At 68.4% G+C, this 23652-nt stretch carries 29 protein-coding genes and 1 tRNA gene; 16 read left to right on the top strand and 14 right to left on the bottom strand.

Annotated features, from left to right (window positions below; all coding sequences use genetic code 11):
* Positions 1-3: 3 nt before the first annotated feature.
* Both OPU70_RS09260 and OPU70_RS09255 read right to left on the bottom strand, forming a co-directional pair.
* Positions 4-699, bottom strand: coding sequence for an ABC transporter ATP-binding protein (locus tag OPU70_RS09260; protein WP_498557591.1), 696 nt, complete (start codon positions 697-699; stop codon positions 4-6).
* Positions 696-1766: an FtsX-like permease family protein gene (locus OPU70_RS09255; RefSeq protein ID WP_498557632.1), complete on the bottom strand. Its 1071-nt coding sequence runs from the start codon at positions 1764-1766 to the stop codon at positions 696-698. Before OPU70_RS09255 ends, OPU70_RS09260 begins: the two co-directional genes overlap by 4 nt.
* Positions 1767-1930: 164 nt before the next feature.
* Between OPU70_RS09255 and OPU70_RS09250 the strand changes: the two genes are divergently transcribed.
* Complete coding sequence (locus OPU70_RS09250) at positions 1931-3115, top strand: sensor histidine kinase (RefSeq protein ID WP_498557590.1); 1185 nt, start codon at positions 1931-1933, stop codon at positions 3113-3115.
* Entirely contained in the window at positions 3112-3738 is a 627-nt protein-coding gene (locus OPU70_RS09245; protein WP_079111900.1) for a response regulator transcription factor, read from the top strand. The genes OPU70_RS09250 and OPU70_RS09245 overlap by 4 nt, the downstream gene beginning before the upstream one ends.
* 141 nt (positions 3739-3879) lie before the next feature.
* On the opposite strand, the gene OPU70_RS09240 is transcribed toward OPU70_RS09245, so the two are convergent.
* Entirely contained in the window at positions 3880-4605 is a 726-nt protein-coding gene (locus OPU70_RS09240; RefSeq protein WP_498557589.1) for an SDR family oxidoreductase, read from the bottom strand.
* 116 nt (positions 4606-4721) lie between these two features.
* Between OPU70_RS09240 and OPU70_RS09235 the strand changes: the two genes are divergently transcribed.
* Positions 4722-5150: a MerR family transcriptional regulator gene (locus OPU70_RS09235; protein ID WP_498557588.1), complete on the top strand. Its 429-nt coding sequence runs from the start codon at positions 4722-4724 to the stop codon at positions 5148-5150.
* A 45-nt stretch (positions 5151-5195) separates the two neighbouring features.
* Here the strand turns inward: OPU70_RS09235 and OPU70_RS09230 are convergent, their stop codons facing one another.
* The 3 genes from OPU70_RS09230 to OPU70_RS09220 all read right to left on the bottom strand — a co-directional run bounded on the left by OPU70_RS09230 (position 5196) and on the right by OPU70_RS09220 (position 6752).
* Positions 5196-5459, bottom strand: coding sequence for a type II toxin-antitoxin system RelE family toxin (locus OPU70_RS09230; RefSeq protein ID WP_498557587.1), 264 nt, complete (start codon positions 5457-5459; stop codon positions 5196-5198).
* Positions 5456-5716, bottom strand: coding sequence for a type II toxin-antitoxin system prevent-host-death family antitoxin (locus OPU70_RS09225; protein WP_042540979.1), 261 nt, complete (start codon positions 5714-5716; stop codon positions 5456-5458). The genes OPU70_RS09230 and OPU70_RS09225 overlap by 4 nt, the downstream gene beginning before the upstream one ends.
* Before the next feature lie 70 nt (positions 5717-5786).
* Positions 5787-6752: a LacI family DNA-binding transcriptional regulator gene (locus OPU70_RS09220; protein ID WP_042540981.1), complete on the bottom strand. Its 966-nt coding sequence runs from the start codon at positions 6750-6752 to the stop codon at positions 5787-5789.
* A 151-nt stretch (positions 6753-6903) separates the two neighbouring features.
* On the opposite strand from OPU70_RS09220, the gene OPU70_RS09215 reads away from it, so the two are divergent.
* The 7 genes from OPU70_RS09215 (at position 6904) to OPU70_RS09185 (ending at position 14615) form a co-directional block, all read left to right on the top strand.
* Positions 6904-8433, top strand: coding sequence for a mannitol dehydrogenase family protein (locus OPU70_RS09215; protein WP_498557586.1), 1530 nt, complete (start codon positions 6904-6906; stop codon positions 8431-8433).
* On the top strand, positions 8430-9434 hold the full coding sequence (locus OPU70_RS09210; RefSeq protein WP_498557585.1) for an L-idonate 5-dehydrogenase: 1005 nt from the start codon (positions 8430-8432) through the stop codon (positions 9432-9434). The genes OPU70_RS09215 and OPU70_RS09210 overlap by 4 nt, the downstream gene beginning before the upstream one ends.
* 48 nt (positions 9435-9482) lie before the next feature.
* Complete coding sequence (locus OPU70_RS09205) at positions 9483-10874, top strand: MFS transporter (RefSeq protein ID WP_042540985.1); 1392 nt, start codon at positions 9483-9485, stop codon at positions 10872-10874.
* Between the two features lie 89 nt (positions 10875-10963).
* Complete coding sequence (gene manD / locus OPU70_RS09200; RefSeq protein WP_498557584.1) at positions 10964-12190, top strand: D-mannonate dehydratase ManD; 1227 nt, start codon at positions 10964-10966, stop codon at positions 12188-12190.
* 19 nt (positions 12191-12209) lie between these two features.
* Entirely contained in the window at positions 12210-12863 is a 654-nt protein-coding gene (locus OPU70_RS09195) for a bifunctional 4-hydroxy-2-oxoglutarate aldolase/2-dehydro-3-deoxy-phosphogluconate aldolase (RefSeq protein ID WP_498557583.1), read from the top strand.
* Positions 12860-13813 (top strand): sugar kinase, encoded by a 954-nt coding sequence (locus OPU70_RS09190; RefSeq protein ID WP_498557582.1) that lies wholly within the window; start codon positions 12860-12862, stop codon positions 13811-13813. Before OPU70_RS09195 ends, OPU70_RS09190 begins: the two co-directional genes overlap by 4 nt.
* A gap of 40 nt (positions 13814-13853) precedes the next feature.
* Positions 13854-14615, top strand: a complete 762-nt coding sequence (locus tag OPU70_RS09185; protein WP_498557581.1) for a Pr6Pr family membrane protein — start codon at positions 13854-13856, stop codon at positions 14613-14615.
* Between the two features lie 244 nt (positions 14616-14859).
* Here OPU70_RS09185 and arr read toward each other — a convergent pair whose 3' ends face one another.
* The 4 genes from arr to OPU70_RS09165 form a co-directional block, all read right to left on the bottom strand.
* Complete coding sequence (gene arr / locus OPU70_RS09180) at positions 14860-15270, bottom strand: NAD(+)--rifampin ADP-ribosyltransferase (protein ID WP_498557580.1); 411 nt, start codon at positions 15268-15270, stop codon at positions 14860-14862.
* A gap of 340 nt (positions 15271-15610) precedes the next feature.
* Positions 15611-15832: a hypothetical protein gene (locus OPU70_RS09175; protein ID WP_056375032.1), complete on the bottom strand. Its 222-nt coding sequence runs from the start codon at positions 15830-15832 to the stop codon at positions 15611-15613.
* A gap of 29 nt (positions 15833-15861) precedes the next feature.
* Positions 15862-16098, bottom strand: a complete 237-nt coding sequence (locus OPU70_RS09170; protein WP_042540995.1) for a hypothetical protein — start codon at positions 16096-16098, stop codon at positions 15862-15864.
* A gap of 113 nt (positions 16099-16211) precedes the next feature.
* Complete coding sequence (locus OPU70_RS09165; RefSeq protein WP_498557579.1) at positions 16212-16784, bottom strand: TetR/AcrR family transcriptional regulator C-terminal domain-containing protein; 573 nt, start codon at positions 16782-16784, stop codon at positions 16212-16214.
* A gap of 52 nt (positions 16785-16836) precedes the next feature.
* Here OPU70_RS09165 and OPU70_RS09160 point away from each other — a divergent pair, with 52 nt between their 5' ends.
* The 3 genes from OPU70_RS09160 to OPU70_RS09150 all read left to right on the top strand — a co-directional run bounded on the left by OPU70_RS09160 (position 16837) and on the right by OPU70_RS09150 (position 18603).
* A complete protein-coding gene (locus tag OPU70_RS09160) occupies positions 16837-17157 on the top strand; it encodes a DUF952 domain-containing protein (protein ID WP_498557578.1) in 321 nt (106 codons plus the stop codon).
* 61 nt (positions 17158-17218) lie between these two features.
* Positions 17219-17545: a hypothetical protein gene (locus OPU70_RS09155; RefSeq protein WP_498557577.1), complete on the top strand. Its 327-nt coding sequence runs from the start codon at positions 17219-17221 to the stop codon at positions 17543-17545.
* A gap of 68 nt (positions 17546-17613) precedes the next feature.
* Positions 17614-18603: an aldo/keto reductase gene (locus OPU70_RS09150; RefSeq protein ID WP_498557576.1), complete on the top strand. Its 990-nt coding sequence runs from the start codon at positions 17614-17616 to the stop codon at positions 18601-18603.
* A gap of 13 nt (positions 18604-18616) precedes the next feature.
* Here OPU70_RS09150 and OPU70_RS09145 read toward each other — a convergent pair whose 3' ends face one another.
* The 3 genes from OPU70_RS09145 to OPU70_RS09135 form a co-directional block, all read right to left on the bottom strand.
* Positions 18617-19414, bottom strand: coding sequence for a siderophore-interacting protein (locus tag OPU70_RS09145; RefSeq protein ID WP_498557575.1), 798 nt, complete (start codon positions 19412-19414; stop codon positions 18617-18619).
* A gap of 70 nt (positions 19415-19484) precedes the next feature.
* Positions 19485-20846 carry an LCP family protein gene (locus OPU70_RS09140; RefSeq protein ID WP_498557574.1) on the bottom strand — a complete coding sequence of 454 codons (1362 nt, stop codon included), beginning with the start codon at positions 20844-20846 and terminating at the stop codon, positions 19485-19487.
* Positions 20847-20989: 143 nt separating this feature from the next.
* Positions 20990-21346 carry a hypothetical protein gene (locus OPU70_RS09135; protein WP_498557573.1) on the bottom strand — a complete coding sequence of 119 codons (357 nt, stop codon included), beginning with the start codon at positions 21344-21346 and terminating at the stop codon, positions 20990-20992.
* A gap of 159 nt (positions 21347-21505) precedes the next feature.
* On the opposite strand from OPU70_RS09135, the gene OPU70_RS09130 reads away from it, so the two are divergent.
* Positions 21506-21919, top strand: a complete 414-nt coding sequence (locus tag OPU70_RS09130; protein ID WP_475433158.1) for a hypothetical protein — start codon at positions 21506-21508, stop codon at positions 21917-21919.
* Positions 21920-21992: 73 nt separating this feature from the next.
* Here OPU70_RS09130 and OPU70_RS09125 read toward each other — a convergent pair.
* Positions 21993-22075 (bottom strand) — tRNA-Leu (locus OPU70_RS09125).
* 318 nt (positions 22076-22393) lie between these two features.
* Between OPU70_RS09125 and OPU70_RS09120 the strand changes: the two genes are divergently transcribed.
* Both OPU70_RS09120 and OPU70_RS09115 read left to right on the top strand, forming a co-directional pair.
* The gene (locus OPU70_RS09120) at positions 22394-23122 is read left to right on the top strand and encodes an FHA domain-containing protein (protein WP_042541009.1); all 729 of its coding nucleotides are present in this window, start codon (positions 22394-22396) and stop codon (positions 23120-23122) included.
* On the top strand, positions 23119-23649 hold the full coding sequence (locus OPU70_RS09115; RefSeq protein WP_056375015.1) for an FHA domain-containing protein FhaB/FipA: 531 nt from the start codon (positions 23119-23121) through the stop codon (positions 23647-23649). The genes OPU70_RS09120 and OPU70_RS09115 overlap by 4 nt, the downstream gene beginning before the upstream one ends.
* The last annotated feature ends 3 nt before the right edge of the window (positions 23650-23652 follow it).

Raw genomic sequence — 23652 nt, 5'->3', positions numbered from 1 at the left:
CTCTCAGCGCGTCGGAACGGCGGCGTCGACCATACGACCGTCGACGAGGTGCAGCACCCCGTGCATGCGCGGAAGATGCACGAGGTCATGGGTGACGAGCAGCGTCGAGGTGTTCCGCTCGTCGGTGAGCCTCAGGATGAGGTCGATGATCTTGGCGCCGCGTTCCTGATCGAGGGCACTGGTCGGCTCATCGACCAGGAGCACACTCGGATCGTTCATCAGCGCTCGTGCGATGTTGACTCGCTGACGCTGTCCGCCCGAGAGCTGGTGCGGCCTCTTGTGACCGTGCTCGGCGAGGCCGACCGCGGCGAGCAGTTCATCAGCGCGAGCTGCCGCCGTGGCGCGATCGCGTCGGCTGTGCGGCGCCCCGAGCTCGTTCATGACGCTCAGCTGCTCGCGGGCGGTCAACGACGGGATGAGGTTGGGCTGCTGGAAGACGATCCCGATCCGGTCCCGCCGCAGTCGCGTCGCCTCGGCCGGACTGAGGGCCGTGACATCGCTGCCGTCGATGAGGATCTCGCCCGAATCCGGACGCAGAAGGGTGCCGGCGACGGCGAGCAGACTCGACTTGCCCGAGCCGCTCGGGCCCGTGATGCCGGTGACGGTTCCGGGATGGGCGGTGAGGGAGACGCCGTCCACGGCGGTCACCCGGGAGTCGCCGTCGGGGAAGGTCAGGGTGATGTCGTTCAGGCGGATCATCGGTTGCTCCCGAGGGCGGTGAGGGGGTCGGCGGAGGTGACGGAGCGCAGGGCGAAAGCGGCGCCTGCGAGGCCGAGGGCGATCATGATGCCCCCAGGAAGGAGGGTCGTGATCGGACTCAGCAGGAACGGGAGGGCGGTGCCGGCGAGCAGGCCGAGCACGGTGACGAGCCCCAGACCGATGCCGATGCCCACCACCAGCACGATCAGCGCCTGACCCAACGCATCGCGGATCAGAGACGGCGTGCTCGCGCCGAGCGCCTTGAGGACCGCGACGTCGCCCTTGCGCTGCATGGTCCACACGGTGAAGAAGGCCCCGATGACGAGTCCCGAGATGCCGAAGAGCATCGCCACCATGAGCAGGAGGGAACCGATCTCGGAGCGGAAGGCGCTCAGCGCCGTCAGCGATCCGAGGGTCGTCTCCGAGATCGTGTCGTTCGCGGCATCCGCGGCATCCCAATCAGGGGCGCCCGTGACGGCGAGCACCGTGGCGTAGGCATCGGGGTTTCCCGTGGATGCCGAGTAGGCCTGCCAGTCGTGCAGGGTCATCTGAACGACGGGCGTATGGCTGTACCACGCGTCCCCCTCGACCGTCTCGACGTCGTAGGAGACGCCGGCGATCTCGATCTGCGCTCCGACCTTCACGCCGAGCGCATCCGCAGCGGGCACCGACAGGCGCAGCTGCCCGTCCCCGGAGGGCGCACCGGCGTCGAAGCCGGGCTCGACACCGAACACCGCGATCGCAGCACGGGTGTCGTCGGTCTCGGCGCGGGTCTGACTGATGCCGAGGGGGCGCGCGTCGGTCACGCCGGACGTCGCCGCCCAGCCGTTCGCCTGCTGCTCGGTGATCGTGGAGTCGGCGAAGCTCGCCGTGCCGTCGCCACCCGACGGCGCGGAGAACACGATCCGGTCAGCGGGCAGTGCGAGCACACCCGACACGTTCTGGATGGCGAGGCCACCCGTCAGGCCGCTGAGGAACCCGACGAGAAGGGTGATGAGAGCGACGACGGAGCCGATGAGGATGAATCGCCCCTTGGCGAAGCGAAGATCGCGTAACGCGACGAACATGACGGTTGCCTTTCCTGTCTCCGATGCGGCGACCATTCCACTCTCGTCGTCGGCGCCGTCGTGGTCATCGGCCACTCGGAGAGCGTTCCCCGGCCAGGATGAGTACGCCTCGATCGTCCTTTCGGACGATGCCGCGCTCGGTGCGTCGGCGTAGAGTTCGATCCATGGCGCATACCGCTCTGACCCCGGTGTTCGTGGGTCTGCGGACGGGTCTTCACGTCCTCTTCTTCGCCCTGACGGGGGTCGTCATCGCCCGTGCGGTGCTCGACCCGTCGGAGTGGAGCGTCGCCGCGATCGTCCTGGCACTGATCGTCGTCGCGACCTACGCGTCCGGGCTGCTGCTCACGCGCCTCTCCGCCGGGCGACGGCTGATCTCACTGATCTGGTTGGCCCTGCTCTCGGCAGAGTGGCTCGGGTTGCTCTGGCTGAGTGCCGATGCCGCCTATCTCGTCTTCCCTCTGTTCTTCCTGTTCCTCCACCTGCTGGGACGCTGGGCGGGATCGGCCGCGATCCTCGTGTCGACGATCGTCGCGGTGTACGCCCTCGGCATTCACGGCGGGTGGAGCGTCGGCGGCGTGGTCGGCCCGTTCGTCGGTGCCGGCGTCGCACTCCTGATCGGCCTCGGCTACCAGGCTCTGGCGAAGGAGGCCCAGCAACGCGAAGCGCTGGTCCGTGAGCTGCTCGCGACCCGCGGACAGCTCGCCGCACGGGAGCATGAATCCGGCGTCCTCGCAGAGCGCGCCCGCCTCGCCCGTGAGATCCACGACACGCTCGCGCAGGGACTCTCCAGCATCCAGATGCTGCTGCATGCCGCGGAGCGCGCCGACGACGCGCGCCCGGGCATCGAGCACATCAGGCTCGCCCGCGAGACGGCTGCCGCGAACCTCGTCGAGGCGCGGCGGTTCATCCGCGAGCTGACGCCTCCCCAGCTCGACGACCAGACCCTCGGCGGGGCGCTGCGCCGACTGGCCCGCACGCAATGGGCGACGCAGGGACTCGACGTGCAGGTGCGGGTGTCCGACACGGTCGTCCTGCCCATGCATCTGCAGACGGCCCTGCTGCGCATCACCCAGGGTGCGATCGCCAATGTCATCCAGCACGCTCACGCGAAGACGGCGACGGTCACGATCGGCATCGAGGACGACCACCTCCACTTCGCCGTCGAAGATGACGGGACCGGGTTCGATGCGGAGATTCCTGCACCGGGGACCGCCGAGAAGTCGGATTCCTTCGGTCTGCGCGCCACCGCCGAGCGGGTGCAGCAGTTGGGCGGGAGGCTCGAGATCGATGCGGCACCAGGACGGGGAACGACGCTCGCCGTCGACCTCCCTCTGACGGAGTTCGAATGATCCGCCTCGTCATCGCCGACGATCACCCCATCGTCCGCGCCGGTCTCACCGCCCTGTTCGGCCTCGAACCGGACCTGGAGGTCGTCGCAGAAGCGTCGACACCCGACGAGGCCGTCGCCTGCGCCGAGCGCGAGAACCCCGACGTGGTGCTGATGGACCTGCAGTTCGGCTCGCAGTCCCAGGCCACGGGCGTGGACGCGACGCGACGCATCCGTGCGCTCGAGGCGCCGCCCTACGTTCTCGTGCTCACCAACTACGACTCGGATGCCGACATCCTCGGCGCCGTCGAGGCCGGCGCGAGCGGCTACCTGCTGAAAGACGCCCCACCGCATGAGCTGACCGCCGCCGTGCGCGCGGCGGCAGCCGGAGAGAGCGCGCTCGCGCCGGTGATCGCCTCCCGCCTGCTCGACCGCATGCGCGCGCCCCGCGTCAGCCTCAGCAGTCGCGAGATCGAGGTGCTCGAGCTCGTCGCCGCCGGGCGATCGAACAGCGAGGTGGCAGAACAGCTCTTCGTCAGCGAGACGACCGTGAAGTCGCATCTCGCGCACATCTTCTCGAAGCTCGACGTCAGCTCACGCACCGCCGCGGTCTCGGAGGCCCGCCGGAAGGGCATTCTCCGCTGAGACCTGGAGCGTCCCGGGCCTCCGCCAGGCCCTCCGGAGACAACTGGCCTCGCTCGCTGTCGAGGCGACGTCTCACGAGGCAGGGCGCATCATGTTCTCAGCCGGACGTTCCGCTGATCGTCAGACGACGCAGACGCGACCTCAGGCGGCGCCGAGCAGTTCCGTCATCTTGGCGTAGAACACGGCGGGGTCCCCCGCGAGCGATGCCTTCACCATCGCGCTCCAGTCGTCGACGATCACCTCGATCGAACCGTCCGCGAGGCCGTCGAGTGACCGACGGGCCACGTCGCGAGGATCGATCTTGGGCCCGTCGTAGTTCGCCATGAGATCCGTGTCGGCGGCACCGAGATGCACGCCCTGCACGAGGGTTCCCTGACCTGCGAGCTCCAGCCGAACCCCGTTGGCCATGTTCCATGCCGCAGCCTTCGCGGCGGCATACCCTCCGGCACCCGGAGACGCGAACCACGACAGCGCCGACAGCACGTTCACGACCGCGCCGCCGCCGTTCGCAAAGAGGATGGGAGCGAACTCGCGGATCACGTTGAGCGTCCCCCAGAAGTGGGTGTCCATCTCGCGGCGCAGATCCGGCAGATCGCCGGTCACCAGGCCGGCACCCGTGGAGATCCCCGCGTTGTTCACGACGACAGTCACGTCCTGGGCCACACCGGCCGCCTCGACGATCGAGTCGTGGTCGAGCAGATCGAGCCGCATCGGCACCACTCGCCGGTCGTCGAAGTCGAGCGTGTCAGTGCGGCGGGCAGTCGCGTAGACGGTTCGGGCACCGCGTTCGAGCAGTTCGAGCACGAACTGACGGCCGATTCCGCGGTTTGCTCCGGTCACGAGGGCGATCTGGTCGGTGACGTTCATGGGTTCCTTGCTTCGCTGGGATTGTGCGCTCTCCGGCCCGATCGGGCCGACACCACTACGCTAGAACTTGACGTTGACGTCAAGGTCAAGTCCCAGTCACGAATACGGAGGAACGGATGCGGATCGGCGAAGTCGCACGTCAGGCAGGGGTCAGCACGAGGGCGCTCCGCTATTACGAAGAGCAGGGGCTGCTCGCCTCGGAGCGCACGCCCAGCGGACAGCGCGAGTATGCCGTGTCGGCCGTTGAGCGCGTCCGACTCGTTCAGCAGTTCTTCACTGCGGGGGTACCGAGCCGCACGATCGCGCAGCTGCTGCCCTGCGTCGACACCGGACACGGTTCCCCGGAGGCCTTCGCCCTGCTGACAGCGGAACGCGATCGTATCACCGGCGCCATCGAGGGGCTCACCGCCGCCCGCGATGCCCTGGACCTCATCATCGACATCGCCCACAACCCCACGCCGGAACACTGCCCGGCCCTCCGGCATCCAGCGTGGGAACCACACGTCACCATCGAGGCGGCCGCAACCACGCACGCCCGGATCTGAGCTCGCTGAAGGGCCTCAGCGACCAGGTGCGACCGCGGCAGGCGCTCACATGTCGTAGACGGCGCGTCGGTGCGCGACACGTACGACCGTCACGAGCACCTGCTCATCGGTGACCTCGTAGAGAACCCGATAGTCGCCGACTCGGATTCTCCAGGCGTTGTCGTACCCGGCCAGCTTGCGGCATCCGTGTGGACGCGGATCGTGCTCGAGATCGGCCACCCCGCCGAGTATCCGTCGGCGAATCTGCGGGTCGAGCTTGCGGATCTCTCTGGCAGCCGCAGTCGTGAACTCGACCCGAAAGCGCGTCACGCGACTTCTGCGCGCAGCTCATCCAGCGACACCCGCTGACCATCATCAGCCGCTCGAGCGACCGCGAACTCGGCGGCGTCGCGGGCCGCCTCGAGTTCTTCGAGCAGCTCGAGGTCATCGACGCTGATCACCACGGCCGTCAGCTTGCCATGGCGCGTGACGCCCACGCGCTCTGAGCCATAAGCGACCCCGCCGAGAACATCGGCAAGGCTGTCACGCAGATCCTTCGACGGTACGCTGCGGGTGATCGTGTTCATATGTCGAGAATATCACTTATGTACATAATGCCGACATTCTGCCTCGCCGGCTGTTGTGAAGACACGGCCCTCAGGAAGCGGAAGGAGCAGCTGTGGAGGCGCGCACGATCAGCTGCGAGCCCAGAGTCACGACGTCGTCGATCGCCGTGCCGTTCATCGCCTGCAGCAGCAGATCCACGGCGAGCGCACCGCTGCGTTCGATCGGCATCCGCACCGTGGTGAGCGCGGGCGTGACCGCGCCGGCCAGGTCGATGTCGTCGATGCCCACGATGCTGATATCGGCGGGGCAGCGCTTGCCGAGCTCGAGCAGTCCTGCCTCGAGTCCGAGGGCGACGAGGTCGTTGTAGGCGATCACGGCCGTGGCGCCGCTCGCTGCGGCCGGGGCGGCGGCCGCTCGGCCACCCTGGATGGATGCGGCGTGGTGGCTGAGGCCGGTGAGACGGATGCCGTGGCGCTCGCATGCGCGGGCCACGGTGTCGGCGCGACGCACATCGGCCCACGATCCGCGAGGACCCGCCGCATACGCGATATGCGTGTGGCCGAGCGCTGCGAGGTGCTCGATCGCCTGCGCCGGCCCGTGCTCGGTGTCCATCAGCACGCAGGGGGCGCCGTCGATCTGGCGGTTCACCACGACGTAGGGGGTGTCGCCGACCAGTTCGAGCACGTCGGCATCGGGAAGGCGAGGGCTGCACAGCAGCATCCCGTCGAGCTTGCGGGCCTGCTCGATCTGCTCGCGCTCACGGCGCAGGTCTTCATCGGCGTCGAACAGCACGATGCGGTGGCGCCCGTGCCACGCCTGCCCCTGGATCGCCTTGAGCAGCGTCGCGTAGACAGGGTTCGACACGTCGGGCACGACGACCCCGAACGTGCGGGTCGCGGTGGCTGACTGCGGGGTGGAGTAGCCGAGCTCCCCCGCGGCTTCGAGGACGCGACCGAGGGTGTTCGGCGCGAGACGATCCGGCTCTCCGAACGCGCGGGAGGCGGTCGCGATCGAGACGCCTGCTCGTCGTGCCACGTCCGTCAGCGTCGCTGCCATCTTCACCTCCCGCTCTCGCAGCAATCCTACGATCCCCCACTCGGATGTAAAACGTGTTGACAAGTTTGTACAAAAGATGCACACTGATTTGCATGACGATCAACGCCGATCACCCTCAGCGGTGCGCGGCCCCGAGCGAAGGAGCCACCGCGTGAGCATCCCAGCACCGGCCCTGCGCCGCACGACCTCTGCGACCGCATCCCCCCTGGTCGCCCCGACTGCTGCAGGCATCCTGCACCTCGGACTCGGCAGCTTCCACCGCGCACACCAGGCCGTCTACACCGCAGCAGCACTCCAGTCCGCCGGCGGCGACTGGGGAATCGTCGGCGTCGCATCGCGTTCGCGCTCGATCGTCGACGCGATGCACGCGCAGGACATGCTCTACTCGGTCGCGACCATCAGCCCCGGCAGCACGTCGCTGACCATCCCCGGCGTGCACACCGACGCGTTCGTCGGTGCCGAGCAGCCCGAGCGCGTGATCGCGCAGATCGCCGACCCCGGCATCCGCATCGTGACCCTCACCGTCACCGAGAACGGCTACAGCTACTCCCCCGCGACGCAGCGCCTCGATCTCGACGACGACGCGGTGCGCGCCGACCTCCGTGGCGGTGCCGCTCGCTCGACGATCGGCCAGCTCGCCCGCGGTCTGCAGGCCCGTGCCGCTGCCGGCGGCGCACCGATCTCGATCCTCAGCTGTGACAACCTCTCGTCGAACGGCGCGCACACCGAGAAGCTCGTTCGCGAGTTCCTGCATGAGCTGCCGGGCTCGGAGGGCGCAGATGCGCTCGCGTTCCTCGACCGCTCCGTCTCGTTCCCGTCGAGCATGGTCGACCGCATCGTGCCCTCGACGACCGCCGAGCTGCGCACCCGCGTGAGCGCCCTGCTCGGCGCCACCGACGACATCCCCGTGCCCGCAGAGCCCTTCACGATGTGGGCGATCGAAGACCGCTTCGCCGGCGGCCGCCCCGTCTGGGAGGCCGGCGGCGCCGTGTTCACCGACGAGGTCGGACGCTACGAGCAGATGAAGGTGCGGCTACTCAACGGCACGCACTCCCTCATCGCCTACCTCGGTGCGCTCAGCGGAGTCGGCACGATCCCCGAGGCGATCGGACTCGACGGCATCGAGAGTGCCGCGCGCGCCGTGCTGCGCGACGAGTACGAACCCTCGATCGAGGTGCCGTCCGGCGTCGACATCCGCGCCTACGAGAGCGAGCTGTTCGAGCGCTGGGCCAACAGCGCCCTCGGCCACCGCACCAGCCAGGTCGGAACCGACGGCTCGGTCAAGCTGCGTCAGCGCATCCCCGAGCCGGCCATGCTCGCAATCCGCAACGGGGGGATGCCGCACCTGATCGCCCTGACTGTCGCCGGCTACCTGTCGTGCCTCGCTCCCCTGCCGGGCTTCGACCCCGGCCCGCACGCCGCCGCGATGACCGACGGCGCCCGCGAACGCCTCGCAGGATACGCGGCGAGCGCTCGCGACGGACGCGAGCTCGCGCAGCGCGTGATCGGCGAACTGCACCTGTTCGGTGATGAACTCGGATCTCAGGATGCGTTCATCACCCGCGTCGGCGAGCTCGTCGACACCATCCAGCGACGCGGCGTCGATGCCGCGATCGCCGATGCCGTCTCGGCATCCCAGACCACATCATCACTCACCGGCGCAGAGGAGATGCAGCCATGAAGGCTCTCGCCATCCACGGCAAAGAAGACATCCGCTGGGAGGACCGCGAGGTTCCCACCCCCGGCGACGGCGAGGTGCGCCTCCGCGTGAACTACGTGGGCATCTGCGGATCCGACCTGCACTACTACTTCCACGGCGCCAACGGCGAGTACACGATCCAGGAGCCGCTGACCCCCGGTCACGAGCTCTCGGGTGTCGTCGACCTCGATCCGTCAGGTCGCCTCGCACCGGGAACCCCCGTCACCGTGCACCCCGCGCGCTACGGCCCCGAGGTGCCCGGTCTCGAGGACCGCCCGCACCTGCGCCCCGGCGGTGACTACTTCGGCAGCGCCGCGGCGAACCCGCACCGTCAGGGCGGAGCATCCGAGCTGCTGATCGTCGAAGAGCAGATGATCCGCGTGCTTCCGGCTTCGCTTCCCCTCGAGCGCGCCGCCCTCGCCGAGCCTCTGGCCGTCGCGATCCACGCCGTGAACCTCGCCGGCGACATCGCAGGCAAGCGCGTGCTCGTGATCGGCGCAGGGCCCATCGGCCTCCTCGTCGTGGCCGCCGCCGTCAACGCGGGGGCATCGGTCGTCGGCGCCAGCGATGTGCGCGAGGAGCCCCTCGAGCGGGCGAAGAACCTCGGCGCGACCGAGGTCTCGCTCGTCGGCCGCGACACGATCGACAACGAGTCCTACGACGTGGTCTTCGAGTGCTCCGGCGTCGGAGTCGCGCTGACGCAGGCCGTCCGCGCCGCCCGCCGTGCCGGCACGATCGTGCAGGTCGGGATGCTCCCGAACGCCGACGTCGGAGTGAACCTCGCCCCGATGCTCGCGAAGGAGCTGACCATCCGCGGCGCCTTCCGCTTCTCCACCGAGATCGACGACGCGGTCGCCCTGCTGGCCGAGTCCGACGCCCTCGACTCCGTCATCTCTCACGTCCTCCCAGCATCCGACGCCGTCCAGGCCTTCGAGCTCGCCCGCGACTCGTCCGCTTCGGCGAAGGTCCTGCTCTCCCTCTAGCGACACCCCACCCGACACCCCTGTTCCTGGTCCGAAGGAGTACCTCCCATGTCAGAACCGCAGACGACGGCCACCGCCGTCGACCCCGCCGAGAAGAGGTCGGTGAAAGACCTCGTCCGCGCCGCCATCTCCGGATGGCTCGGCACGGCGCTCGAGTTCATGGACTACCAGCTCTACTCGCTGGCCGCCGCGCTCGTCTTCGCCGACCTGTTCTTCTCCTCCGAGAACCCGGCAGTCGCCGTGGTCGCCGCGATGGCCACCTACGGGGTCGGCTACGTCGCCCGCCCGGTCGGTGCGTTCTTCTTCGCTCGTCTCGGTGACAAGACCGGCCGCACGAAGGTGCTGTTCTACACGATCCTCCTGATGGGTCTCGCGACCACCCTGATCGGCTTCCTGCCGACCTACAACCAGGTGGGCGTCCTCGCACCGATCCTCCTCGTGCTGCTGCGCATCGCGCAGGGCTTCGGCGCGGGAGCCGAGATCTCCGGTGCCGGCGTCATGCTCGCCGAGTACGCACCGGCCAAGCGCCGCGGCATCATCGCCTCGCTCGTCGCCCTCGGCACCAACTGCGGCACGCTGCTCGCCTCGGGCATCTGGGCCATCCTCCTCGTCGCCTACAGCGAAGACGAGGTCATCGCCTGGGCATGGCGCATCCCCTTCATCGCCAGCGCGGTCATCATGCTCTTCGCGATCTGGGTGCGCTTCAACCTCAAGGAGACCCCGGTCTTCGAGGAGCGCGACGACGTCGTCGACGGCAAGGCGCTCTCTCGCGACGAGGTCGTGAAGCTCGCCACCGAGACCAACGACATCCGCACTCTCGAGGCGCTGCAGCGCAAGCCGTGGAAGGCGTTCTCGATCGCGCTCCTGCTGCGCTTCGGCCAGGCCGGCAACTCCGGCATGATCCAGACGTACCTGATCAGCTACATCACCGTCGTGCTGCTGCTCGACCGCTCGATCGGCGTCAACGCCGTGATCGTCTCGTCGCTCGTCGCCTTCATCACCGTGCCGCTGTCCGGTTGGCTCGGCGATCGCTTCGGCCGCAAGCGCATGTACATGGTCTGGTCGATCGTCGCGCTCATCGTCATCGTCCCGACGATCCTCATGATCAGCAGCAAGGACACCGTGCAGGTCTTCGTCGGCTATGTCGTGCTGCACAACCTCGCGGTGATGAGCTTCGCATCGCTCGAGAACCTCACGCTGCCCGAGCTCTTCGGCTCCCGCAACCGCTACACCTTCACGGCCATGGCACGAGAGATCGCCGCCATCGTCGCGACCGGTGCGGGCCCCGTCATCGCCGCCGCATGGGTGTCGGCCGTCACCGGCTCGTTCATCCCGATCATCATCATGCTGTTCATCTTCACCCTGAGCGCGCTCGTCGCATCGATCTGGATGCCCGAGGTCGCCGGTCGCGATCTGACGGACCCCCGCGACGCGATCTGACCGAACCGCTCATCACGACCCGGGGTGCGGGCGCCCGAACGCCCCCCCCCCCCCCCCCCCACTTCGACCCGCTTCTTCAGGAGAACGACATGACCATCGAGATCGTCGACGTCAACATCACCAGCCCCGGACGCAACTTCGTCACGCTCAAGATCACGACCTCCGACGGCATCGTCGGCCTGGGTGACGCCACTCTCAACGGACGCGAGCTCGCCGTCGCCTCGTATCTCTCCGAGCACGTCGCCTCGATGCTCATCGGCCGCGACGAGGACCGCATCGAAGACACCTGGCAGTACCTCTACCGCGGCCCGTACTGGCGTCGCGGCCCGGTGACCATGGCGGCGATCGCCGCGGTCGACATGGCGCTCTGGGACATCAAGGCCAAGAAGGCCGGGATGCCGTTGTACCAGCTGCTCGGCGGCGCCAGCCGCGAGGGCGTCCGCGTCTACGCCCACGCGTCGGGCACCGACTACGCCGCGCTCAAGAACGCCATCACCGGCTACGAGGAGCTCGGCTACACCGCGGTGCGCGTGCAGACCGGCGTGCCCGGCCTCGGCCAGATCTACGGCGTCTCGTCCACCGGCCCCGGCGTGCGCTACGACTACGAGCCCGCCAAGCGCTCGGGCGACCGCCCCAGCGAAGAGACGTGGGACACCCGCAACTACCTCAACCACATGCCGGGGATCTTCTCGCAGATCCGCGAGGATTTCGGCACCGACCTGCGCATCCTGCACGACGGACACCACCGGATGTCGCCGATCGAGGCCGCGCGCTTCGCGAAGGACATCGAGCCCTACGACCTGTTCTGGCTCGAGGACTGCACCCCGGGTGAAGACCAGACCGCGCTGCGCCTGGTGCGCCAGCACTCGACGACGCCGCTCGCGATCGGCGAGGTCTTCAACTCGGTCTTCGACTACCAGACCCTCATCACCGAGCGCCTGATCGACTACGTGCGCTCTGCCGTCACCCACACCGGTGGCATCACGGCCATGAAGAAGCTGCTCGACTTCGCCGCGATCTACGGCATCAAGTCCGGCATCCACGGTCCGACCGACATCTCCCCCGTCGGCATGGCCGCGGCGCTGCACCTCGACCTCGCGATCCACAACTTCGGCATCCAGGAGTACATGCCCCACAACGAGCAGACGCTCGAGGTGTTCCAGACCTCCTTCACCTTCGACAAGGGCTTCCTGCACCCCGGCGACAAGCCCGGACTCGGTGTCGACCTCGACGAGGATGCCGCGGCCGGCCACGAGTACACCAAGGCGTACCTGCCGGTGAACCGTCTGCTCGACGGGACCGTCCATGACTGGTGAGGCCATGACTGGTGAGGCCATGACTGGTGAGCCGCGCCGGGTCGCCCTGCCGCAGCGCACGGTCGACTCGCGCCTGATCGTCGTCGCCCGTGCGAAGCGGGCGGAGGACTACGACGCCGTGCTCGACGTGCTCGTGGACGCCGGCATCCGCAGTGTCGAGCTCACGCTCACGACTCCGGGCACGTTCGAGCACTTCCCCCAGCTGCTCGCGCGGTTCGGCGACACGGTCGACCTCGGAATCGGCACCGTCACCAACACGGCCGACCTGGCTCGGGCGATCGAGGTCGGCGCGGCATACATCGTCACCCCGATCACGTCGACCGGCTTCGTCACCCAGGCGACGGATGCCGGTGTGCCGATCGTCCCGGGCGGACTCACGCCGACCGAGCTGTTCGCCTCGTGGTCTGCGGGTGCGTCTGCGGTCAAGGTGTTCCCCGCGGGTCAGGTCGGCCCCGCATATCTGAAGGACCTGCGTGGGCCTTTCCCCGACCTCGTCGCGGTGCCTTCCGGCGGAGTCGACCTCGCGGGTGCTGAGGCCTGGCTGCGAGCCGGTGCGGTCGCGGTGAGCGTGGGCGGTCCGCTGCTCGGCGATGCGTTCAACGGTGGCGATCTCGCCGCGTTGCGCGAGCGCACGGCCGCGTTCGTCGAGGTGTGCGCGCGGGACTCCGCGTGACCTCGCCGTCTGTCGTCACCCTCGGCGAGACGATGGCGCTCGTGCGCACGACCGAGATCGGCTCGCTGCGGCACGCGAACTCCCTGGCGTTCGGCATCGGCGGCGCCGAGAGCAACGTCGCGATCGGCCTCGTCCGGCTCGGCATCCCGACGTCGTGGCTCGGACGCGTGGGCGACGACTCCCTCGGTGAGCGCGTCGCGCGGGAGATCCGCGGCGACGGCGTCGACGTGCGAGCGATCGTCGACCCGGATGCCGCGACCGGCCTCATGGTGAAGGAGCGCCCGTCTGCGGCATCCACCGCCGTGCATTACTACCGCGCGGGGTCGGCCGGATCCCGGCTGCGGCCGGAGGATCTGCCGGACGGATGGGTCGAACACGCCTCCCTGCTGCACATCACCGGCATCACTCCCCTGCTGTCCGACACGGCCGAGGCTGCCGTGCACCTCGCGATCGACCGGGCGCGTGCAGCCGGAACCAGGGTGAGCTTCGACATCAACTACCGTTCGGCGCTCGCCTCCCCCGCGGTCGCGGGTCCGGCGCTGCGCGACATCGCCGAGCGTTCCGATGTCGTCTTCGGCGGCGTCGAGGAGTTCGCCATCCTGTATCCCGGGATCTCGGTGGCGGATGCGGCGGCACGACTGCACGATGCCGGGTGCGCGACGACCGTGCTCAAGCAGGGTCCCGACGGCGCCTCGGTCTTCACGGCCGGATCCGTGGTCGGCGCGCCCGGATTCGCGATCGCCCCGGTCGACACCGTGGGTGCGGGCGACGCCTTCGTCGCCGGCTATCTCAGCGCTCTGCTCGACGGCCAGGATCTCGAGGCCGTGCTGCGGCGAGCGAACGCCTGCGGCGCGATGGCCTGCCTGGTTCCCGGTGACTGGGAGGCCGCTCCGACCCTGCGCGATCTCGAGCGGTTCGTCGACGGCGATTCCGACCCGGTGCGGCGCTGATCCGGCGTTGAAGCAGCCCGAGAACGCGTAGCCTCGAAGGATGTCCAAAGCCGTCATCTCTCCGTCCACGGCTTCCGGCCCACCCGATGCAGAGCCCGCGCGCAGAGCGCTGTTCTCGCACGCTGCGGTGAACTCCCGACCGGTCGCGCTCGTCTACCGACTCCTGGCGCTGGCTGTCATCCTCACCGGTGTCATCCGGCACGCCAACCTCCTGACCGGCGACCCCTCGTGGACGACCGTGCTGTTCTACACGATGGTCAGCAATCTGCTCTGTCTCGCCTGGGTGCTGTTCCTCATCGTCCGGACCATCCGAGACCTGCATCAGAGCGGCCCGTTCGGCACCTCGACGCCCAGTGCCAGGGGCAGCGGAGCGGTGATGTTCGCGATCACCGTCACGATGCTCATCTATCTCATCGTGCTCGTGCCCACGCGGTTCGCCGACGGCGACGCCGAGATCTTCTCGCTCACCGACAACCTGATCCACATCATCACGCCGGTGCTGGTCATCGTCGACTGGCTGCTCTTCGTGCCGAAGGGATCGTTCCGGTGGGTCGACCCGCTGCTGTGGACGCTCGTCCCCTACGCGTACCTGACGTGGGCGTTCGCCTATGGAGCGCTCGGCGGAGAGTTCACGCCCGGCCAGACGTATCCGTACCCCTTCATGGACGTCGACGCGCTCGGTCTCGGCGGCGTCGCCCAGTGGATCATCGCCCTGACGATCGCCCTCATCGCTGTCGGCTTCGTGTTCGTCATCATCGACCGCGCGCTCGGCGCACTCGCCCGACGGGTCGCACGGCGCTGATCCGTTCCCTCTCCTGACGCTTCCGGTCCCTTTCGACGCTTCCGGTCCTTTTCCTGACGGTTCCGGTCCCTTCCGACGCTTCCGGTCCCTCTCCTGACGGTTCCGGTCCCTTCACGGGGCCCGTTCCCTTCGCGGGAGACCCCTGGCCCATCTGCAGGAGCGAAGCACGGATGCAGGACCGAACTCGAGCTTCTGTCCCGCATCCGTGCTCGAGTCCTGCAGATGTGTCGTCCTCGCCGCCGAGTCAGTTGATGATCTCGGCGCGGTCGTCGGCGTGAAGGGCGTCGAGCCTCTCCCGCCAGGAGGCGAGCGCCTCCGGTGAGAGACGGGTCCAGTCGAGCACTTCGCGCACGACCCTCAACGGCGCACTGCTGCGATAGGAGCGGGTCGGATTGCCGGGGAACTTCTTGTCAGTCACATTCGGGTCGTTCTCGAAGTCGCCGGTCGGCTCGACCTCGTACACGCGCGGCTCACGATCACCCGGCGCGAGCTCGGCGGCGAGACCCGCGCCATCAGCCACGGCCGTGAAGTAGATGTGATTCATCACGATCTCGGGGCGGTAGTTCGACGCGAACCCCGCCGTCAGGAGGTCACCCGGGCGCAGATCCGCCTTGGTGCCGTGGAAGAAGGGCCCGTCATCCAGTGCGTCGCTCACCGGCACAGCCTACGACTGCTCCGGATGCCGCGGAAGGGCACTCTGCCCGGGCGCCGATCTGCACGGGAGGGGGAGATCCGCGTGCGGGGAAGGCACTGCTCGTGTGGAGGGAGCACTGCGCCCGGAGAAGGCACTGCGCCTGGGGAAGGCACTGCGCCGGGGAAGGCACTGCGCCTCGGGACGGCACAGCCTCGGGACGGCACTGCCTGGTGCGGGCGCGCTGCGCGTGGGGAGGAGACCTGCGCGTGGGGAGGATGAATCCTCGGATTCTCTCCTCCCGAAGCGCAGTCCTCCTCCCGAAGCGCAGTTCTCCTCCCGGCGGAGCGCCTGCCTCAGTCCCTCAGTCGCCGGAGCGACGCGTGCCGACACCCGGCTCGTCGTTGTGGACAGACTCGTCTTGCACGGATGACTCCGAGGACGGATCGACCCGCACCGGACCCGACCCTCCGGAGTCCGCGCCGGCGTTGCCCGCGGGAATCTCCCCGACCTGGTCAGGGTCGTCGGCATCCCGATCCTCGATGAGCGCCGCGATCCCGTCCTCGGAGGGTTCTGCGCCGCTCACATCCCGGCCGGACTTCTCACCGTCGCTGGTCACTCGGTGCCGTCCCGCAGATCCGACGGCGCATCGCCGCTGTGCGGCAGGCCTTCGTCTTCCGGGGCGAGGTCGCCCTGTCCGTCCTCGCCGAGCTCGGCCTCGAGCGGCTCGTCGCCCTGTGTCTCAGGCTGCGAGGTGTCGGTGGGGAACGTCCCATCGGTGAAGTCGTCGACCGGGGGGACTCCCGGCATGTTCGGCGGGAAGCTGTTGGCGAATGCGTCGATGTTCGACATGGTGCCCTCCTCTGATTCGTCCGGACCATAATGATCCGTCCGATCCGCGGCGAGCGCAGGGCGGTTGACAGCTGACCTCGAGACGGGGAGGATTCCGCCCGATCCGGTCAGGGTCAGGCTCCGACAGGAAGACCCGACGAGCGGAGCACCACATCGACCTGCGTGTCGATCTCAGCCGGAGTCGGCGGTCCGGCGAGGCCGAGCAGCCGACGTCGGTGGAGTTCGCCGAGCAGCGCGGCGAAAAGGAACTCCGCCGTCACCACGGCATCCGCCGGCAGGTGCGACGCGATGAAGCCCTGAGCACGCCCTGGACCCTCGTCATAGAACTCCACGGCGAGAGACGGATGCCGGGCAGCTGCGGCGATGATCGCACGATGGATGCCGATCGCCTCGTCTCCGAGCAGGTGCGCCAGGATGGCTCGGCACGCCGATCGAAGGTCGTCCCCCTCGTCCCCCGCCTCGCCGAGATAGGCGTGCTGTCTGAGGATCGCCGCCCGCACGAGGCCGGCGCGGTCGCCGAAGACTCCGTACAGTGTGCGCTTCGCGACATGCGCGTCGGCCGCGACGCGATCGAAGGTCAGCGCCTCGAAGCCCTCATCGCTGAGGAGAGAGACGACGACGTCGACCACTCTCTCGTCTCGGGCGTTCGCCTCACCGGCGGAAGGCCGACCTCGTTTTCCCGTCATAGGATGACTCTAGCAATAAATGCTACGCACTCGTTTCATTAAGGAGTCCACCGTGTCAGACCTGATCCACCACATCGCCATCCAGGACGACTGGGAGATGAGCCGAGGCTTCGGCGAATACGTCGTCTCGACCCGGGGAGTCCATCTCGATGACGCCGGATTCATCCACGCCACGACCGCCGACCGGCTCGGCGCGGTGGTCGCCACCCGCTTCGGCGACCTCACCCTGCCGCTCCTCGACATCGCGATCCGCCCCGAGGGTCTGGCCGCCGAAGGCATCGCCGTCGAGTGGGTCGATGGCGATGCGCACATCCTCGGCGCACTGCCGATGACGAGTGGCGTGGTCGTCTCGGAGACACCGATCGCCCGCTGAACCGCGGCGCCACCGGGAGCGACGCCGTGAGCTCCCAGCATCCGTCTCTAGGCTCGCCACCGTGGACACGGAGATGACGGTCACCGAGCGCCGAGACAAGCGCATCGAGATCGCGGCAGAGGTCATCATCCTGGTGATCGGGCTGACTGCCGCAGCCGCTGGCCTCTCGACTCTCTTTCCGGGGATGCTGTGGACGATCCAGTGGATCCCCCTCGGAGTTCCGGGCATCGCATCGGTTCTGCTCGTCGTCGCCATGGGCCTGGCCGCATTCGTCAGGCGAGGCGATCTGGTCAAGGGAGGGTTCGCGGTGCTCCTCCTCGTCTGGGTGATGTTCCTCGGACCGGCGATCGGGTTCGCGCTCGTGCTCGTGCTGTTCGGATTCAGCTGACCGCCGCCCCTGACCGCTCCGCACCGTGAGAGCATCGATCGCAGACCACGACACGAGGGAGTATTCGGATGCTCGACACAGCAGACAGCGTGAGGCTCGGTCGTTCAGGACTCCGGATCTCCCCGGTGGTTCTCGGATGCATGAGCTTCGGCGCCCCGGATCGCGGCGCGCACGGGTGGTCGCTCGACGAAGAGGCCAGCCGCCCGCTGATCAGGCACGCACTCGAAGCTGGGATCACCACCTTCGACACTGCTGACGTCTACTCCGACGGCACGAGCGAGGAGTTCGTCGGTCGCGCTCTGGCCGACTTCGCGAACCGCGACGAGATCGTGATCGCGACCAAGGTGCACGGGCGCATGGGACCGGGGGCGAACCAGGCCGGGCTCAGTCGCGCCCACATCCTCTCGGGCATCGACGCGAGCCTGAGGCGCCTCGGCACCGACCACGTCGACCTCTACCAGATCCACCGATGGGATCCGCAGACCCCGATCGAGGAGACGATGCAGGCTCTGCACGACGTCGTCCGTTCCGGCAAGGCGCGATATATCGGAGCGTCGTCGATGTGGGCATGGCAGTTCGCGAAGGCTCAGCACGTTGCGGCGCAGTACGGGTGGACGCCGTTCGTGTCGATGCAGGACCAGTACAACCTGCTGCAGCGCGAAGAGGAGCGCGAGATGCACCCCTTCTGCCTCGACTCCGGAGTCGGGGTGCTGCCCTGGTCGCCGCTCGCGCGCGGCAGGCTCACACGCGACTGGGACGAGAAGACGGCACGCACCGCGACGGATGCCTTCGGAGCGACGCTGTATCGCCGCGAAGAGGAGTCGAACCGCGCCATCGTCGAGGCGGTCGCTCGCGTCGCCGAGGCTCGAGGAGTCTCCCGCGCGCAGATCGCTCTCGCATGGGTCGCTCAGCAGAGCGCGGTCACGGCGCCGATCGTCGGCGCGACGAAGGCGGGTCACATCGAGGATGCCGTCGCGGCCGTCAGCATCCACCTCGAACCCGCCGAGCTCGAAGCGCTCACCAGTGCCTATACGCCTCGCGAGCCGGAGGGTTTCTGACCCAGGTCGAGCGTTACTCGATCTGACCGATGGGCTCGCGCTTCTCGGCCTGGAACTGATCCTCTGCGCGGCCCCGTGCCCAGTAGGCCGAGATCGACAGTGACTCTCTCGGCACGTCGCGCTGCTTCAGCAGAGCCCGCACGGCCTTGATGGTTCCGCGCTCGCCATGCGCGAAGACTCCGGGATGACCCGCACCCCAGGGCAGCTCGGCGAGAACGTCCAGCAGCTCGTCATCCGAGTCGGTCCATCGAACCGTCACGCCGGCCGGCGCCTCGGGCAGGAGGCGGTCGGCGGGGTCGGCGACGGTGAGGATGACGTGCCCGACGGCATCCGCGTCCATCGCTTCGACGGCCGACGAGATAGCGGGGAGGGCGGTGTGGTCGCCGATGAGCAGATGCCACGGGGTTCCCGGGGCGGGCAGGTACCCGCCGCCTGCTCCGCTGACGACGAGCGTGTCGCCGATCTGCGCCGAGCGAGCCCACGGGCCCGCGACTCCCTCGTCGCCGTGCACGACGAAGTCGATCACGAGGCGCTGCTGCTCGGCATCCGCCGCGCGCACCGTGTAGGTGCGTCGGGTGGGCAGCTTCTCGGGGCTCTCCTCGCGCAGCTGCGCGAGATCGTACGGAGGAGTTAGCCCGTGGCGCGGGTCGGCGAACAGGATCTTCACGTACTTGTCGGAGAAGACGTTGTCGGTGAAGGCCTCGTACCCGTCGCCTCCGGCCGTGATGCGCACGAGGTCAGGACTGACCTGCTCCACCCGCTGCACGCTGAGCACGGCTTGGCTGGGGGTTCGACGAGGCTGGTCCGGCATTTTGCGTCTCCTGACGGTGAGGAACGAAGTCCCCTCCAGTCTGCCCGGCGCAGCCCGGAGCGAGGGCCGCTCAGCCGGCGCAGAGGTCGGTGTCGGCGCTGCGGTTCACCGCATCGACCGGGCGCGGCGGCACCGGCGTCGCGTTGGGCTGGGAGACGAGCGCTTCGTAATCGCCACCGAGCAGCACCTGCACTCCTTCGACATCCCCGACCTGAACGGTCACCGCGAGGCCCAGTTCGGCAGCCAGCGCCTGCGCCGTCTGCTGGGCGTCGGGGGTGTCCGCAGCGGTGATCGTCGTCAGTTCGACCGGGTCGGCATTGGCGATGCTCGCGACCGTGTATCCGTATCCCGTCGCATCCTCCGAGACGCGGGATGCCAGCCCGCTGATGCCCGCCCCGTTGAGAATCTGCACGGGGGCGGTGCGCACGGTGGCTGGGGGCTGCACCTCGTCGGTGGTCAGCACGATCGGCACGTCGTCGATCAGCGCCCGGAAGATGACGTCGGCGTCGGCGGTGGGCACGACGCGGTTGGGATCCTCCGGAGCCTCGGTCGTCGGCATCGTGACGAACGTCACGCTGCTCAGGGGAACATTCGCGACCCGCGCGGCGAGGCCGGCCAGATCGGTCAGGGCGCCGAGACCCGGATCGACGGTCATCGACGAGGTGACGGCATCGAGAAACGCGTAGAGACGGTCGGGGCGCACCAGCACGTCGGACTTCGTGGCCTTCTGCACGATCGCCGAGAGCACCATCTGCTGATGCCCGAGGCGAGCGATGTCGCTCTCTTCGGCGAGCGCGTGCCGGGTGCGGGCGAGAGCGAGCGCCTGGTCGCCGTTGATCGACTGAGCGCCGGCCGGCAGGTCGAGCCTCGCGTGGCCGTCCTGCAGGGGTTCGGGCAGACACACGTCGATGCCGCCCATCGCATCGACCATGCCGATGAAGCCCTCGAAGTCCATCTGCACGAAATGATCGATCGTCATCCCCGTGAGCTGCTCGACCGCCGCGACGGAGCAGGCCGGCCCGTACTGCAGGGCCGAGTTCAGCATCCCGAAGCCGCCGTCGTACGACCCGCGTCCGTTGTCATCGCAGGCGGGCAGGTCGCCGAGGGTGTCACGCGGAAGCTGCACGGCGTCGATCCGGGTGTTGTCGCTCGAGATGTGAGCGATGACCATCGCATCGCTGCGCTCGGTGCCGTCGTCTTCGCCGAAGCCGTCCGATTCGAGCGCTCTCGAGTCGGATCCGAGCAGCAGGATGTTCAGATCCCCCGTCGCGAGCTCGGGTTCGGACTCCCCGTCGTCCGAGCGGATCGGCGCGGTCGTGACGTTCCCCTGCAGCTGCGCGTAGGCGATCGCACCGACGGCGACCAGCGCCACGACGACGGCAGCGCTGATCCAGCCGATCACACGGCCACGCCGCCGGCGAGGTCGGGGCACCGGTCCGGTCTCGGGCGATGCGTCGTTCTGGCCGTCACTGGGGGAGGATGCTGGCGGTCTCACCTGTTCACACCATCACGACTCAGCCGCCACCACCAACACGTGGAGGCGGCGAGTCCTGCGAGGGTGCTGTGAGCTCGGGCTCACACCGTGACGTAGCCGCGGGAGGAGTCATCGTGGATGAGGCGGTAGTCCGGGCTCGCTCCACGGTGATCGGCAAGGCTCCACACCCGTGCCGATCTCGTCTGGTCGGAGGACGAAGCGCCGTATTCGAGCACGAGTGCGGTCGGCATCCGCCCGTCGCGGTACTCGCCGACGAAATAGCGCGGGCTCCCCAGACCGCCCGAGTCCACCCGACCGACGAAGTGACCGGGCTCGCTCGCGCGAGGCGGGGTGGCGAGCAGGTCGGCGGTCGTGATGCGCTGCACGGACTCAAGCTGTGCGAACCGCAGCAGCGGGGCGGGCAGAGATCTGTACTCTGGGGCGTGTTCGTGACTCATGCGAGCCTCCTCAGTCAGGGATGGTGGTGTCTCACGGACAGTGGTGCCGGGGCTGCAACCCCGGCACCACGTTGTTCTTCCACCGTACCTTATTTTGAGTCATTCAAAATAACCGGCACACTCGGCGCGTCAGACGCGAGCGGTGAGTAGCCTTCATCCATGAGCTTCCACATCGAGCACACACTCGACGGCCGCCACACGAGCACCGGCAGCTACGACACTCTCGGCGAGGCGGTGATCGCGGCGCTGGGCGTGAGGCGGGCGCCCGTGCTCGTCGTCGACGACTCCGCGCCTGGAGATGCGGATGCCGTCGCCGTCGTCCTGAAGAAGGGTGAGGTGCTCACCGCAACGGGCGAGCCCGAGTGGTGGGGTCGAGTGGCGAAGGCATCTCAGCAGAAGCTCCTCGCCGGCGGTCGACTCGACGCCGCGGTCGTCACGGATCTCACCGACGCGGGTGGCGCTGTGGCCGCGACAGCATGGGAGAGCGGCCCCGTCGAAGAGTGGGAGCTGACCCCGGCATCCGACCATGACTGGGTGCGCTTCGAGGCGGCTCGGCAGGCGATTCGCGGCTGACACACTTCCGACGCATGCGAAAGGCCCGGCTTCCTCGAGAGGAACCGGGCCTTTTCACATCTGCTTCTCGCTGTGCGCGAGGGGGGACTTGAACCCCCACGTCCATAAGGACACTGGCACCTGAAGCCAGCGCGTCTACCATTCCGCCACTCGCGCGAGTATGTCGGGCTCCGAAGAACTCAACTTCCCAAAGATATCACGCGTTTCACCTCGAGAAGAAACCGAGGCCGCGGTGGACTCAGCACCGCCGGGAGGACTTCTGCCCCTGGGGAGGAGGATTCCCTCGATTTCCTCCTCCGCAGGGGCAGTTCTCCTCCCGAACGGCGCGCCCCCGACCGCCGCGAGACACCGCCCTCGACCCCGCGCACCCCTCCCCACTCCCCCGGATTCTCGGCGCTTTCCCGCCTCGCGAGGGCGTTCACCCAGCACACCTGGCTACGATGTGCGTACCGGTCGGTATGCCAGAGGAGCCCAGTGGGACTACTTGACAGCTTTGAGAAGGGTCTCGAGCGCGCTGTGAACAGCGCGTTCGCGAAGACCTTCCGCAGCGGCATCCAGCCCGTGGAGATCGCTTCGGCCCTTCGGCGCGAAGCGGACACCAAAGCGGCTGTGGTGAGCAGGGACCGCATCATCGCGCCCAACAACTTCGTCGTGCGCCTCAGCACTGACGACGCCGAGCGGATGCAGGGGCTCGGCGGAGCCCTCACCGATGAGCTGCATGCACTGCTCACGAAGCACGCGAAGGCACAGGGCTACAGCTTCTCCGGCCCGCTGTCAATCTCACTCGAGGGCGACGACAAGATCGCCACCGGCACGATCAACGTCAGCTCGGGCACGGTCGAGGGCCGCGTCAACTGGCAGGCCGTCATCGACGTCGACGGCCGCCGCCATTCGCTCACCCGTGCCCGCACGGTCATCGGCCGCGGAACGGATGCCGACATCACGATCTCCGACGCGGGATCCAGCCGCAAGCACGTCGAGGTCCTCTGGGACGGCGAGCGCGCCATGATGCGCGACCTCGGCTCGACCAACGGCACCAAGGTCGACGGCCAGAAGGTGCGAGAAGCGGCCCTTCCCTCTGACACCACCATCACCATCGGACGCACCGACCTGGTGTTCCGCATCGTTCCCGTCGCCACCCCGTCACGCCCGCCGCGGCCGCGCGACGACGACGCGACCCGCGCGTTCGGAGCCATCTCGTGAGCACTCCCAGCGAGCTCGTCCTGCTCCTGCTGCGCATCGGCTTCCTGCTGATCCTGTGGTTCTTCGTGTTCGGAGTCGTCTACTCGCTGCGCGCCGACCTCTTCGGCATGAAGGTGCGCAAGCTCCCGGCCGAGGCCGCTGCCGCGATGCCCGCCCCGACGAAGGCACCCGCCTCAGCACCGGCATCCCGCCCCGCATCGTCGAAGCCCAGCACCGGCCCCGCGACGGTCGCGACGGCCAAGCGCCTCGTGATCACCTCCGGCCCGAAGGCCGGGCTCGAACTGCCCCTCGGCACCGAGACTCTGACGATCGGCCGCTCGAGCGAGTCGGCTCTCGTGATCCGCGACGACTACACCTCCAGCCATCACGCGCGCCTGCTGCTCCGAGGCGACAGCTGGGCCATCCAGGATCTCGACTCGACCAACGGCACGTACGTCGCCGGCCAGCGGGTGACCGGCGGTCCCGTCGGCCTCGCCCTCGGCACCCCGATCAAGGTGGGCGCCACGACCTTCGAGCTGCGAGCCTGACCC

Source organism: Microbacterium sp. SWDP-B6 (genome assembly GCF_059803615.1).
This window is presented reverse-complemented; position numbering and strand designations above follow the sequence as displayed.

Excerpts from the sequence above, each read along its gene's own strand:
- OPU70_RS09260 (WP_498557591.1), bottom strand. The coding sequence starts at position 699 with ATGATCCGCCTGAACGACATCACCCTGACCTTCCCCGACGGCGACTCC.
- OPU70_RS09255 (WP_498557632.1), bottom strand. The coding sequence starts at position 1,766 with ATGTTCGTCGCGTTACGCGATCTTCGCTTCGCCAAGGGGCGATTCATC.
- OPU70_RS09250 (WP_498557590.1), top strand. The coding sequence starts at position 1,931 with ATGGCGCATACCGCTCTGACCCCGGTGTTCGTGGGTCTGCGGACGGGT.
- OPU70_RS09245 (WP_079111900.1), top strand. The coding sequence starts at position 3,112 with ATGATCCGCCTCGTCATCGCCGACGATCACCCCATCGTCCGCGCCGGT.
- OPU70_RS09240 (WP_498557589.1), bottom strand. The coding sequence starts at position 4,605 with ATGAACGTCACCGACCAGATCGCCCTCGTGACCGGAGCAAACCGCGGA.
- OPU70_RS09235 (WP_498557588.1), top strand. The coding sequence starts at position 4,722 with ATGCGGATCGGCGAAGTCGCACGTCAGGCAGGGGTCAGCACGAGGGCG.
- OPU70_RS09225 (WP_042540979.1), bottom strand. The coding sequence starts at position 5,716 with ATGAACACGATCACCCGCAGCGTACCGTCGAAGGATCTGCGTGACAGC.
- OPU70_RS09220 (WP_042540981.1), bottom strand. The coding sequence starts at position 6,752 with ATGGCAGCGACGCTGACGGACGTGGCACGACGAGCAGGCGTCTCGATC.
- OPU70_RS09210 (WP_498557585.1), top strand. The coding sequence starts at position 8,430 with ATGAAGGCTCTCGCCATCCACGGCAAAGAAGACATCCGCTGGGAGGAC.
- OPU70_RS09205 (WP_042540985.1), top strand. The coding sequence starts at position 9,483 with ATGTCAGAACCGCAGACGACGGCCACCGCCGTCGACCCCGCCGAGAAG.
- manD (WP_498557584.1), top strand. The coding sequence starts at position 10,964 with ATGACCATCGAGATCGTCGACGTCAACATCACCAGCCCCGGACGCAAC.
- OPU70_RS09195 (WP_498557583.1), top strand. The coding sequence starts at position 12,210 with ATGACTGGTGAGCCGCGCCGGGTCGCCCTGCCGCAGCGCACGGTCGAC.
- OPU70_RS09185 (WP_498557581.1), top strand. The coding sequence starts at position 13,854 with ATGTCCAAAGCCGTCATCTCTCCGTCCACGGCTTCCGGCCCACCCGAT.
- OPU70_RS09170 (WP_042540995.1), bottom strand. The coding sequence starts at position 16,098 with ATGTCGAACATCGACGCATTCGCCAACAGCTTCCCGCCGAACATGCCG.
- OPU70_RS09165 (WP_498557579.1), bottom strand. The coding sequence starts at position 16,784 with ATGACGGGAAAACGAGGTCGGCCTTCCGCCGGTGAGGCGAACGCCCGA.
- OPU70_RS09150 (WP_498557576.1), top strand. The coding sequence starts at position 17,614 with ATGCTCGACACAGCAGACAGCGTGAGGCTCGGTCGTTCAGGACTCCGG.
- OPU70_RS09145 (WP_498557575.1), bottom strand. The coding sequence starts at position 19,414 with ATGCCGGACCAGCCTCGTCGAACCCCCAGCCAAGCCGTGCTCAGCGTG.
- OPU70_RS09135 (WP_498557573.1), bottom strand. The coding sequence starts at position 21,346 with ATGAGTCACGAACACGCCCCAGAGTACAGATCTCTGCCCGCCCCGCTG.
- OPU70_RS09130 (WP_475433158.1), top strand. The coding sequence starts at position 21,506 with ATGAGCTTCCACATCGAGCACACACTCGACGGCCGCCACACGAGCACC.